This is a genomic window from Streptomyces sp. LS1784 (assembly GCF_020103755.1).
Classification (GTDB): domain Bacteria; phylum Actinomycetota; class Actinomycetes; order Streptomycetales; family Streptomycetaceae; genus Kitasatospora.
This window is the reverse complement of record NZ_JAHSQD010000041.1, coordinates 1-12,345: the sequence shown is the minus strand read 5'-3', so window position 1 is coordinate 12,345 and position 12,345 is coordinate 1. Positions and strand designations below refer to the sequence as shown.

Annotated in this window: 11 protein-coding genes and 2 rRNA genes; all 13 read right to left on the bottom strand. The window is 71.0% G+C overall.

All coding sequences use genetic code 11. The annotated features are described in order from the left end of the window. Positions 1–140 precede the first annotated feature (140 nt). Entirely contained in the window at positions 141–1,562 is a 1,422-nt protein-coding gene (locus KS423_RS08075; RefSeq protein ID WP_224276625.1) for a DNA polymerase IV, read from the bottom strand. A 73-nt stretch (positions 1,563–1,635) separates the two neighbouring features. Further along, positions 1,636–2,358 carry a vancomycin high temperature exclusion protein gene (locus tag KS423_RS08070; RefSeq protein ID WP_224276623.1) on the bottom strand — a complete coding sequence of 241 codons (723 nt, stop codon included), beginning with the start codon at positions 2,356–2,358 and terminating at the stop codon, positions 1,636–1,638. 94 nt (positions 2,359–2,452) lie between these two features. After that, positions 2,453–3,097, bottom strand: a complete 645-nt coding sequence (locus KS423_RS08065; protein WP_224276621.1) for a MerR family transcriptional regulator — start codon at positions 3,095–3,097, stop codon at positions 2,453–2,455. Positions 3,098–3,320: 223 nt separating this feature from the next. Continuing rightward, positions 3,321–3,797 carry a bifunctional nuclease family protein gene (locus tag KS423_RS08060; RefSeq protein WP_224276619.1) on the bottom strand — a complete coding sequence of 159 codons (477 nt, stop codon included), beginning with the start codon at positions 3,795–3,797 and terminating at the stop codon, positions 3,321–3,323. A gap of 97 nt (positions 3,798–3,894) precedes the next feature. Next, positions 3,895–4,590, bottom strand: a complete 696-nt coding sequence (locus tag KS423_RS08055; protein WP_224276655.1) for a MerR family transcriptional regulator — start codon at positions 4,588–4,590, stop codon at positions 3,895–3,897. Positions 4,591–4,769: 179 nt separating this feature from the next. Further along, positions 4,770–5,651, bottom strand: a complete 882-nt coding sequence (locus KS423_RS08050) for an FHA domain-containing protein (protein ID WP_308020150.1) — start codon at positions 5,649–5,651, stop codon at positions 4,770–4,772. 229 nt (positions 5,652–5,880) lie between these two features. Then, complete coding sequence (locus tag KS423_RS08045; protein ID WP_374119918.1) at positions 5,881–6,786, bottom strand: DUF881 domain-containing protein; 906 nt, start codon at positions 6,784–6,786, stop codon at positions 5,881–5,883. Positions 6,787–7,054: 268 nt separating this feature from the next. After that, complete coding sequence (locus tag KS423_RS08040; RefSeq protein WP_030062488.1) at positions 7,055–7,387, bottom strand: small basic family protein; 333 nt, start codon at positions 7,385–7,387, stop codon at positions 7,055–7,057. Then, a complete protein-coding gene (locus KS423_RS08035; RefSeq protein ID WP_308020149.1) occupies positions 7,384–8,412 on the bottom strand; it encodes a DUF881 domain-containing protein in 1,029 nt (342 codons plus the stop codon). The genes KS423_RS08040 and KS423_RS08035 overlap by 4 nt, the downstream gene beginning before the upstream one ends. 273 nt (positions 8,413–8,685) lie before the next feature. Next, positions 8,686–11,181, bottom strand: a complete 2,496-nt coding sequence (locus KS423_RS08030) for a mannose-1-phosphate guanyltransferase (protein WP_224276616.1) — start codon at positions 11,179–11,181, stop codon at positions 8,686–8,688. Between the two features lie 124 nt (positions 11,182–11,305). Further along, complete coding sequence (locus tag KS423_RS08025; protein WP_224276614.1) at positions 11,306–11,926, bottom strand: CDP-alcohol phosphatidyltransferase family protein; 621 nt, start codon at positions 11,924–11,926, stop codon at positions 11,306–11,308. Positions 11,927–12,026: 100 nt separating this feature from the next. Further along, positions 12,027–12,143: ribosomal RNA gene (gene rrf, locus KS423_RS08020) — 5S ribosomal RNA — on the bottom strand. A 77-nt stretch (positions 12,144–12,220) separates the two neighbouring features. Next, positions 12,221–12,345, bottom strand: a 23S ribosomal RNA gene (locus tag KS423_RS08015); the annotation flags it as partial.

Here is a 12,345-nt window from a genome sequence, read left to right as displayed (position 1 = left end):
AGGCGTCCGGCCCCCGCGCTCAGGGACAGGGCGCGGGGCCCCGGTCTCCGTACGTCGCGAGGGCATCACGACCGTACGGCGTCCGGTACGGTGATCGGCCCCGCCCGGTACTCCCCCACCGGGCGGGGCCGCTTCGTGTTTCAGGCCCCCTCCTCCGACCCGTCGGCCGCATCCGCGTCCGGCACACCGTCCTCACCCTCGTCCCGGCGCAGCGGCAGCGGCCGGGACGGTTCGAGCGCCGGGTCGTCCACCGCGAAGGTCCGCACCCGCCCCGGCTCGCTCCACGGCGTCTCGAACCGTACGGTGACCCTCCCGACGCCGCTGCCCTGCACCCAGCCCGGCCCGAACTCCTCGTGCCGGACGTCCTGTCCGGGCATCCAGCGCCGCACCACGACGGCTTCCGGCTCCTCCTCGGCCTCCTCGGCCTCGGCCACCGCCTCCGCGTGCTCCGCCGCTTCCTCCCGCAGCGCCTGTGCGAACAGGTCCTCCTGGGTGTAGTCGGCGAGTTGGGCGACGCCCACGCCGAGCAGCCGGACCCCGCCGGTGATGTCCACCTGTTCCGCCAGCCGGCGCGCCGTCGCGGTGATCACCGTCTCGTCGTCGGTGGGCCCGCCGAGCGTTTCCGAGCGGGTCAGCGTCGAGAAGTCGAACCGCCGGACCTTGAGCACCACCGTCCGCCCCGAGCGCCCGGCCGCCCGCAGCCGCCGCACGCACCGGCCGGCCAGCGCCTCCACCTCGCGCAGCACCCGTTCCCGGTCGGCCAGGTCCACCTCGTAGGTGTCCTCCACCGACACCGACTTGGCGTCCTGGTCGGCGATCACCGGCCGGTCGTCCAGCCCTGTCGACATCTGGAAGATTCCGGCACCGTGCGCCCGCCCGACCAGCTGCACCAGCTCCGCCTCCCCCGCCTCCGCGAGGTCGGCCACCGTGTTCAGCCCGGCCCGGCGCAGCACCTGCTCGGTGGCCGGCCCGATCCCGGGCAGCGCCCGCACCGGCATCGGGCCGAGCACGGCCCGCTCCTGCCCGGGCTCGATCATGACCAGCCCGTCCGGTTTGGCCTGCTCGGAGGCGATCTTGGCCATCAGCTTGGACCCGGCCGCCCCGACCGAGCCGGTCAGCCCGGTCAGCCGCTGGATGTCCGCCCGCAGGTCCTCCGCCAGCGCGAGCACCAACCGCTCGCCGGTCTCGTGGTCCGCCTCCAGCAGCGCCGGGCCGTACGGACCGGCCTCCAGGTCCACGAAGGCCTCGTCCAGGCTGAGCGGCTGCACCAGCGGGGACAGCTGCCGCAACAGCCCCATCACGATCTCGCTGTTCTGCCGGTAGGCCTCGAACCGCCCCGACAGGAAGGCTGCGTTGGGGCAGAGCCGGCGCGCCTGCGCCATCGGCATCGCCGAGTGCACCCCGAACCTCCGCGCCTCGTACGAGGCCGTGGAGACCACCCCGCGCCCGCCGAGCCCGCCGACGATCACCGGTTTGCCGCGCAGGCTCGGCTTGGCCGCCTGCTCCACCGCTGCGAAGAAGGCGTCCATGTCGAGGTGGATGATGCTCGGCAGAGATCGCACCCGCCGATCATCGCGTACGGGTCCGACAGTGCGTACGACCCCGGCCGGACGCCCCGCGGCCCGCCCCCGGCGGCTACCTCTTCGCCGCCTCCGCCAGCGCCTTCGGAATGCCGTCCTCCGTGGGCCCGAGGAACACCGGGTCCGGCCGCAGCCAGGCGTTGGCCGCCGCCTTGCCCGCCCCGGCGATCTCCCGCAGCCCGCCGTACAGCCAGGTCGCGTCGTGCAGCTCCGGCACCCCGACCGCGTACGAGCGGATGCCCGCCGCCTCGCACAGCGCCAGCGCGCGGCGGACGTGGAAGTCCTGGCTGACCAGCACCGCGTGGTCCACCCCGAAGATCCGGTGCGCCCGGGTGCAGGAGTCCCAGGTGTCGAAGCCCGCGTAGTCCCGGACCACCCGGTCATCGGGCACCCCGTGCTGCGTCAGGTAGGTGTACATCGCGTCGGGCTCGTCGTACTCGTCCCGCCCGTTGTCCCCGGTCACCAGGATCGCCTGCACCTTCCCCTCCCGGTACAGGTCCATCGCCGCGACCAGCCGGTGCTCCAGGTACGGCGAGGGCTTCCCCTGGTCCAGCCCGGCGCCGAAGACCACCGCGACCGGCGCGGCGGGCGCGCTCTCCACCGTGCCCACCCGGTCCCCCGCGGCGCACCACACCCAGGCGCTCGGCGCCAGCGCCAGCGAGCAGAGCACCGTTCCGGCCTGGAACACCCTGCGCTGCGTCGGCCGCTGCCGCAGCCGCGCCCCCAGCAGCCCGGCCCTGCGCCGCAGCAGCCCCGCTATCCCGGTGCCGACCCCCACGTGCCCTCCCTCGATCAGGCCAACCAGGCAACACGACGAGGCCGCGGGCCCGAACGGTTCCCCGCCCGGGCCCGCGGCCCCGTCGAACGCCTGCTCAGACCGCCCGGTTGCGCCGCTGGGCCAGCTCGTCGGCCGGGTCGTGCCCGACCAGGGTCTCGCCGGTGTCGGTGCGCTCGGCGTGCAGCCGTCCGAGGGTGAGCTCCAGCTCCTGCCAGACCGCCCCGACCGCGATGCCGAAGACGCCCTGACCGCTCTTCAGCAGGTCCACGACCTGCTGCGGCGTGGTGCACTCGTACACCGTCGCGCCGTCGCACATCAGCGTCATCCCGGCCAGGTCGCCCTGATCGGCGGCCTGGAGGTGGGCGACCGCCACCCGGATGTTCTGCAGCGAGACGCCCGCGTCGAGCAGCCGCTTCACGATCTTCAGCAGCAGGATGTCGCGGAAGCTGTAGAGCCGCTGACTGGTGGACGGGTACGCGGTGCGGACGCTGGGCTCCAGCAGTCCGGTGCGGGCCCAGTAGTCCAGCTGGCGGTAGGTGATGCCAGCCGCCGCACAGGCCGTCGGGCCGCGGAAGCCGAGCAGTTCGGATGTCGGCGCCAGCCGCTCGATGGCCGGCTGGCCCGGTTGTACGGCCGGGAACCTGCCCATCCGGGGGAGATCCGTGACGGTGCGAGCGGTGCGCGGCATGTGCACGGCGCACCGGCCTCCCACGGCCGCGTCATCGCCGGTGCTGCTCATGCCTGCCTCCGTCCACTTGTGCTGCGGGCAACCCGACTGCGGGCATCGGCCACCCGGACAGCCACTCCTGACGGTAGGCAGTCCCCTATGACCCGTCAACGATCGCCACGCCGGGTCAGACAAACCACATCACTCAGGAGAGTGGTTTTTCGTGCCCCTAGTGTGGGTAGATGGACGGTTTTTGGCAAAACGGGCGGTCCAAATGGCCGCCCGACCGGCCCCGCTACTGCGGACCGCTGCCCCCGAAGTCCTCGGGCGACACCTGGTCGAGGAACTCGCGGAACTTCTCGACCTCGTCCTCCTGCTCGTCCGGGATCGCGATGCCCGCCTCGGCGAGCACCTCCTCGCTCCCGTAGATCGGCGTGCCGGTGCGCAGCGCCAGCGCTATGGCGTCGGACGGCCGGGCACTCACCTCGACCCCGCCGGAGAACACCAGCTCGGCGTAGAACACACCCTCCCGCAGGTCGGTGATCCGGACCTCGGTGAGCTGCTGGCCGAGCGCCTCCAGGACGTCCTTGAACAGGTCGTGCGTCAGCGGGCGCACCGGCGTCATGCCCTGCTGGGCGAAGGCGATCGCGGTCGCCTCGCCGGGGCCGATCCAGATCGGCAGGTAGCGATCTCCCCCGACCTCCCGAAGCAGCACGATCGGCTGGTTGGAAGGCATCTCCACTCGGACACCCACGACGTCGAGCTCATTCACACAGGCAACCCTATGGCTCCGCTCCCGGATATGAAAGCGCAGAGCCGACGCCGCTGGTCAGCGCGGTGCACGCGGTGCCGCCAGGGCACGTCGGCCGCTATCCGCGGGTCCGCAGACCGGCCTGGACCATTGCCGCGTGCAGCCGTACGGACAGCGTCGCGAGCTCCCGGGCGGTGGCCTCCGCGTGCGCCCTGGTCTGCGGGTTGCGGTGCCGGCGCAGCGGCGCCACCACCTGTTCGACCAGCGCGATCTCGCGGTCCGCCGCCGCCTTCATGGCCCGCAGGTGGCGGGGCTCCAGCCCGTACCGGCCGAGCTCCGCGACCAGCCGGGCCACCTGGAGCGCCTCGCCGTCGTACCCGCCGTCCGGGCCCGGGGCGACCAGCCCGTAGTACTCCCACTCCGCCAGCTCCGGCTCCCCGGCCTCGGCTGCCGCCAGCAGCTCGGCGCGCCCCAGCCGGACCCCGGAGGGAACCTCGCCGGCGGCCACCAGCTCCCGGTCCGCCTCCTCCAGCGGGCCGGGCCGGGCGTCGCCGGCGGAAGGCAGCGCGGGTGGGTTCTCACCGCGCTCGATGGCGTCCAGGTGTTCGCGGATCACCCGCAGCGGCAGGTAGTGGTCCCGCTGCATGCGCAGGACGTAGGCCAGCCGCTCGACGTCGGCCGGGCTGAACTTGCGGTACCCCGAGGGCGTGCGGTGCGGCTCCACCAGCCCCTCCGCCTCCAGGAAGCGGATCTTGGAGATGGTGACCTCGGGGAAGTCGTCGCGCAGGAAGGCCAGCACCGCGCCGATGCTCAGCAGATCGTCACCGCCACGCCGGCGCCCGGCGGGCCGCTCCCCCCGGACCGGCTGCCGCGGACCCGCGACCACCCCGCGCCCGCCGCGGTCCGCCTGCGGACCGGACGGGGTAGGGGGGGCCGCCCCGAGAGAAGAGGAAGGGGTATTCGTATTCACTCGGGCTCCTGCCGACGTCGTTTTCAGTACCCCCGGTTGTGGCCGGCGAAGAACACCAGCCGGTACTTCCCGATCTGCACCTCGTCGCCGTTGTTCAGCGACACCTCGTCGATCCGCTCCCGGTTCACGTAGGTGCCGTTGAGGCTGCCCACGTCCGCGACGCTGAAGCCGGCCGGGGTGCGGCGGAACTCCACGTGGCGGCGCGAGACCGTGACGTCGTCCAGGAAGATGTCACCCTGCGGGTGACGTCCCGCCGTGGTGACGTCCGAGTCCAGCAGGAAGCGGCTGCCGGAGTTCGGGCCGCGCTGCACGATCAGCAGGGCCGAGCCCGGCGGCAGCGCGTCGATCGCCGACAGCACCTCGGCCGACAGGGCCGGCGTGGCACCGGTGCCGGTCGTGGTGGTGGGGTCGTACGACTCCAGGCCGGAGATGGAGATGGTCGACGTGGTCTCCGCCGCCCCCTCCGGGAGCAGGCCGCCGCGCAGCGCCGTACCGCAGTTGGAACAGAACCGGGCCGCGGCCGGGTTCTGGTTGCCGCACCTGGGGCACGGAGTGGGGCCAGCCATGTTCACAGCCTCCTGGCGCGGCACACCCGACGGGTTGTGCCCGGCGTACGGATCCGGGGCAAACCCTCCACCAGAGGTTGAGGGTGCTGACGGGAAACCTATGCGCGGCTCGCCGGAGGGGTCAACCGACGCGCCGTAGCCCGCCGGATTCCCCGCGAACTGGGCGGCGCCGCCGTCCCGGTACAGCTGCTGGCCTGCGTACGGCGCGGCCTCGGGGGACGGTCGCATGCCCGGCACGACGGGCTCGTCCTCGGGCCGGCGGTGACGCGCGGTGGGCGCCTCGACGGCGGCCGCGTCGCGGCCCTTGTTGCGACCGAACAACTTCGAGAAGAAACTCACGGGCGAATCCCCTTGCGTGTGACAGACCCGCCCGCGGGGCAGGGTGAGAACCTCGGACATGCTGCGAGCCCGGTCGTTGCGGCTCGGGCCCGCTGGAGTGGTACTCCGACGGTTGGTGCTGCGGTTGTTGCTCCGGAGCGTACTGGTGCGAACCAGTCTCGCCCATGTGACGGCGGCGCCCCGCAGCGGGTGCCGCCCGCCCTTGACGGGCCGTTCGTCGGGTGCCCCGTCACTTCGAAGCCGGCTTGGCGTACTGCGGCGACTTCGGGTCCACGAGGGCGTCGACGACCACCTTCTGCTGCTGGGTGATCGTCGCCCGCGCCTGATGGCTCTCCAGCGTGCGGACGACACCTCCCGGGATGTTCAGCGCGGGTGTCAGATCCTGCGGGTTCCCCACGACCGTGAAGCGGTAGGGCTGCGAGACCTTCTTCCCGTCGATCTGCACCCCACCGGCCGACAGGTCGGTGAAGTAGGTGTTGACCACCACGCGCACATCGTTGATCTGAATCGCCTCCGCCCCCGCCGCTCGAAGTTCTTGCAGGGTGTCCAGCAGCATATCTGCCTTCACCTGCCCTTGGGGATCATCGACCGTGAGGACGATGCCCGGACCGGTGGCCTTGACGGTACCGGCGAGCACGCCGAGCTCCGTCACCTTCTTCCTGGTCTGCTCCTGGGCCTCCTTGGCCTGGTTGGAGCTGTTCTCCAACTTCGCCAGGGACTGCTCCAGCTCGGCCTTCTCCTGTTGAAGACGTTGCTGACGGCTGTCCAGTTCGTCGAGGATCCGCACCAGGTCCTCCTGGCGGGCCCCGCGCAGCTGACTGTGGTGGTCGTTGGTCGACCGCACCTGGATCGCCAGGCCCAGACCGAGCGAGAACAGCAGCAGCGCCACCACCAACTGGCCGCGCGACAGCCGCGGCGGCCAGAGCGCCGCCTTCAGGCGCCGCCGGCCCGCGTTCCGGTCCGGGACGGGCTCGGGCTCGGCGGCCACCTCCGGCTCGGGCTCAGCGGCAGGCGCGGGCTCCGGCGCAGGGCTCGCCTCGGCCTCGGGCTTGGAGTCGGCTTTGGGCCCGGCCTCCGGTTCGGCCCCGGGTGCCGACTCGATGACCTTCGTGAGCCGCAGCGTCGGCTCGGGCACCGAACCGGCCCCGAACTCGGCCGTGGCGTCGGGCTTCTCCTCCGACGCCTCCTCGGCCTCCGCGGTCTCTCCGGCCACTTCAGCGGCCTCGGCCGTGTCCGCCGCGCCCTCCGGCCCGGACTCCCCGTCCGACTCCGGCGCGGGCGCGCCAACGGCCTTCTCGACGGCCTTCGCAGCCGCCTTGTCGACCGGCTTCGCACCCGGCTTCCCTGCGGCCGGCCCGGTCGCCGATGCCTCCTGCTTCTCCTCCGCCGCCTCGCGGCCCGACTCAGGCACGGAAGACATGGCGCCGGATCGCGGCCGCGTTGGAGAAGATGCGGATGCCGAGGACGACGACCACACCGGTGGACAGCTGCGAGCCGACGCCCAGCTGGTCGCCGAGGAAGACGATCAGCGCCGCGACCACCACGTTCGACAGGAACGAGACGATGAACACCTTGTCGTTGAAGATCCCGTCGAGCATCGCCCGGACGCCGCCGAACACGGCGTCCAGCGCCGCCACCACCGCGATCGGCAGGTACGGCACGACGGCGTCCGGCACCTCGGGTTGGACGAAGAGGCCGACGACCACCCCGATCACAAGACCCAGTACGGCAATCACGGTCTGGCTGCTCCTGTCCCTGTCGTGGTCTTGGTGGTTCCGGTGGACGGACGCCGCTTGGCGGTGGAACTACCGCTGGGCGCGGCCGGCGAGCCGGATGGGGAAGGCGAGGCCGGTGGTGAGACGGACGCGCCGGGGCTCTCCTGGGTTCCGGCTCCGGCCGACGGCGAGCCGCCCGGCGCCGCCGGGGTCACCGCGGGCGAGGCCTCGGGCGTCACCGGCTGCGCGGTCCGCAGCGTCACCCCCACGGCCGCCGGCAGCGTCAGGTTCTTCTGCACGGAGAGCGTCGACTTGATGCCGTACTGCTCCTGGAGCAGCCGCAGGTACTGCCCGGCCATGTCCTTCTCGAACGCGGTGAGGAGCTTCGAGCCGTCCCCGATCGCCTGGATGCTGTACGGCGGCACCAGCGGCCGGTTGTCCACCAGCACCGCCTCACCCGCGGCCCGGATCGCGGACAGCGCGGTCAGCCGCTGGCCGTTGATCGCGATCGCCTCGGCCCCGGATCCCCAGAGGCCGTTCACCACCAGTTGCAGGTCGCGGTCCCGCAGCCGGCCGCTGTTGGAGAAGCCCTGCCCGGCCCGCGGGTCGACGTTTCCGCCGAGGCCCGTGCCAGAGGCGTCCTCCAGGACCAGCTTCACGCCCGGCCCGGTGACCTGGCCCAGGCCCACGGCCCCGGTCACCCCACCGGGATCGCCGTCCCCCGAGGCGAGCGCCTGCTGCTGCGTGCTGTCGACCTTGAGCCGCAGCTCCTGCACCTGCTTCTGCAGCCTGTCGGCCGAGGTGTTGCTGTCGTTGATCCGGTGGATCAACGCGTCCCGTTCCTTGGCCAGCGACGGCGCGGCCTTGTGCGCGTTCACCGCGCCCACCGTCACCACCGCGCCCACCAGCGCCAGCCCGGCGCCCAGCGTGAGCAGCCCCTGCACGGTGCCGGGTATCCGGCTGTCGCGGGCGCCACCGCGCGCGGCGGCCGCCTCCGCGTAGCCCTCGTCCAGGCCGTGGTCCATCACGTTGGTCAGCAAGGACATCGAGGCATCCGGACGGTTGTACCGTCCGTTCGGGGCACTCGGCGTCGGCGTCGCTGGCATGGAGACCATCGTCCCATGTCGCCGGGCCGGCCCGTGCACGGCCCCTGAGCTGCACACACGCTGCACACATGACGGAAAGTGACGGACTGTTCCGAATGATGTGAAAACGGACAGCAGGGCGCGCGGATCGCACCGCGCGCCCCGCCGTTCGAAGCAGTTCCGAGTCCGGCTCCCGACCGCGCTCAGGCGCGGACCGTGCTCAGCCCCGGGTCGTCACCGCCCCGCTCCGTCGACCACGGCCGCCCATTCGTCCAGCAGCGCCTCGGTGGCCTCGTCATCGGGGCCCTCCGCCCACAGGTGGGTGACCGCCTCGGCCGGGTCCGGCAGGACCAGCGTCCAGCGCCCGTCCGCCTCGACCACCCGGACGCCGTCGGTGGTGTCCAGCCGACGGCTGCCCGCCGCCTCCACCACCGAGCGCATGACCATGCCCTTGGCCGCCCACGGCGTCGCGATGTCCCGGCGCCGGATGTGCGCCTGCGGAATCCGCGCGTCGATCTGACTCAGCGTGAGCTGGGTCCGCGCCACCAGCCCGACCAGCCGGACGAACGCCGCGGCGCCGTCCAGCACCCCGCTGAACTCGGGCACCACGAAGCCGCCGCGCCCGTCCCCGCCGAACACCGTTCCCTCGGCGGAGGCCGCCTTCGCGAGGTCGTCCGGCGTCGTCGTGGTCCAGATGACCTGGGTGCCGTGGTACGCGGCGACCTGCTCGGCGATCCGGGTGGTGGTCACCGGCAGTGCCACCTGTCCGCTGCGCCGCTCGGCCGCCACCAGGTCCAGCAGCACCAGCAGCGCCCGGTCGTCGTCGATCACCCGGCCGAGCTCGTCCACGAACGCGACGCGCTCGCCCACCGGGTCGAACCGCACGCCGAAGGCAGCCCGCGACGAGGCGACCAGCTCGCCGAGCCTGGCCAGACCGGCCCGGCGCTCCTCCGCGTCCTCGGTCGGCCGCGCCTCGTCCAGCCCGCTGGAGACGGTGAGCGCCTCGACCCCGAGCCTGCCGAGGATGCTCGGCAGAACAAGGCCCGCGCTGCCGTGCGCGGTGTCCACGACCACCTTCAGCCCGGCCTCCCGGACCCCGGTGGTGTCCACCGTCCGCAGCAGGTTGCCCGCGTAGGAGTCGAAGACGCTGGACGGGAAGGTCAGGTCCCCGATCTCACCGGGGAAGGCCCGCCGGTACTCCTGGCGCGCGTAGACGCGGTCCAGCTTGCGCTGGCCGGCCTGCGAGAGGTCCGCCCCGCGCTCGTCGAAGAAGAGGATGTCCAGCGAATCCGGCACACCCGGCGTGGTCCGCAGGAAGATCCCTCCCGCGCTCCCGCGCGCCGTGTGCTGCCGGGCCACCGGCATGGGCACGTTCTCGAGGTCGCGGACGTCGATCGCGGAGGTCTGGAGCGCCGAGATCATCGCCCGTTTGAGCGCACGCGCACCACGCGAGTGGTCACGCGCGATGGTGACGGTGGCGCCCTTCTTCAGCGTCGTCGCGTACGCCCCCGCCAGCCGTACGGCCAGCTCCGGGGTGATCTCGACGTTCAGGATGCCCGAGACGCCGCGGACCCCGAAGAGGTGCTCCTGGCCGCGCGACTCCCAGATCACCGAGGTGTTGACGACGGCGCCGGCCTCGATGGTCTTGAACGGGTAGACCCGGACGTTCGCCCCGATGATCGACTCCTCGCCGACCAGGCACTCGTCCCCGATCACCGCGCCGTCCTCGATCCGCGCGGCCCGCATCACGTCGGTGTTCTTGCCGACCACGCAGCCCCGCAGATTGCTCTGCGGCCCGACGTACACGTTGTCGTGCACCACTGCCTTGTGCAGGAACGCGCCGCGCTTGACGACCACGTTGCTGCCCAGCACGGTGTGCTCACGGATCTCCACGCCGGCCTCGACCTTGGCGTAGTCCCCGATGTACAGCGGCCCCCGCAGCACCGCCTCCGGGTCCACCTCGGCACCCTCGGCGACCCAGACCCCCGGGGAGATCTCGAACCCGTCGAGCTCGACGTCGACCTTGCCCTCCAGGACGTCCGCCTGGGCCTTGCCGTAGCTCTCGTGGGTGCCCACGTCCTCCCAGTAGCCCTCGGCGACATAGCCGTAGACCCGCTTGCCCTCCTTCAACAGCTGCGGGAAGACGTCACTCGACCAGTCGACGGACTCACCCGCCGCCACGTAGTCGAAGACCTCGGGCTCCATCACGTAGATACCGGTGTTCACCGTGTCGGAGAAGACCTGCCCCCAGGTCGGCTTCTCCAGGAATCGCTCGACCCTCCCCTCGTCGTCCGTGATCGTGATGCCGAACTCCAGTGGATTCGGCACCCTCGTGAGACAGACGGTGACCAGAGCGTCCTTGCTGCGGTGAAAGTCGATCAATTCCGAGAGGTCGAAGTCGGTCAGCGCGTCACCGGAGATCACCAGGAAGGAATCGTCCTTGAGCGCGTCCTCGGCGTTCTTGACACTCCCCGCAGTGCCCAGTGGCGTCTCCTCGTGGGCATAGGTCAGGTGCATGCCCAGCTCTTCGCCGTCACCGAAGTAGTTCTTGACCAGTGACGCCAGGAACTGCACGGTGACGACTGTGTCGGAGAGGCCGTGCCGCTTCAGCAGCCGAAGCACGTGCTCCATGATCGGCCTGTTGGCGACCGGAAGCAGCGGCTTCGGCATGCTGGAGGTCATCGGGCGGAGTCGGGTGCCCTCGCCCCCTGCCATTACAACGGCTTTCATTACGGGTGCGTCCTCCTTCGCGGTGGTGGACCAGCAGGTCCATCAAACCGTTCCAGAGGGTTGTCTACCCGGAAGGTATCGTCCGACGCACCGATGAGGCGTGGGGCTTCTCTCAGATCAGGTCTCAGATCGTGGACGCCGAGCCCGCGGTGCTCCCCCGGACGATCTGCCTGGCCTGGACCGCGTAAAGAATCGCAGCCCACCAGTACAGGGTCGTCCCCCACCAGATGAACGCCCAGCTCACCACCTCGGCCGGCCGGGCGATCCAACTGTCCACACTGCCGAGCAGCAGAAGCGGAAACGCGTACATCAGATTGAACGTCGCGGCCTTCCCCAGGAAACTCGTCTGGAGCGGGCCGTAGCCGTGCCGGTTCAGAATCGGCAGCAGCGCGGCGATGAATGCCTCACGGGCCAACAGGATCGCGGTGAGCCACCACGGCAGAATCTCACGCCAGGTCAATCCGACCAGCGTGGAAAGCACATAGAGCCGGTCGGCCAGCGGGTCGAGCAGCTGCCCCACCCGGCTGATCTGCCCCCACCGCCGGGCGAGCTTCCCGTCCAGGTAGTCGCTGATCCCGCTCAACATCAGGATCAACAGCGCCCAACCGTCATTGTTGGGGCCGTCGAAAACCGGCCACAGGATGAGCCAGAGGAAGAGCGGAACACCGACCAGCCGGCCCATGCTCAGCATGTTGGGGATGGTGAGGACGCGATCAGTCTGGACCCGCGTCTCCTGGACCTCCACCCGGGGGGCCTCCTGTCCCGTGTGACGACAATTGCATGTTGACCTTACAACAGAGAAGCCCCCGACCGGTTCACCCGGCGGGGGCTTCTCTAGAATAATTGTTCGGCGGCGTCCTACTCTCCCACAGGGTCCCCCCTGCAGTACCATCGGCGCTGTAAGGCTTAGCTTCCGGGTTCGGAATGTAACCGGGCGTTTCCCTCACGCTATGACCACCGAAACACTATGAAACTATCAACCCGGACACCCATACGGGCGGGTCGTTGTTTCAGAACAACACAGTGGACGCGAGCAACTGAGGACAAGCCCTCGGCCTATTAGTACCGGTCAACTCCACCCCTCACAGGGCTTCCATATCCGGCCTATCAACCCAGTCGTCTACTGGGAGCCTTACCCTCTCAAGGAGGTGGGAGTGCTCATCT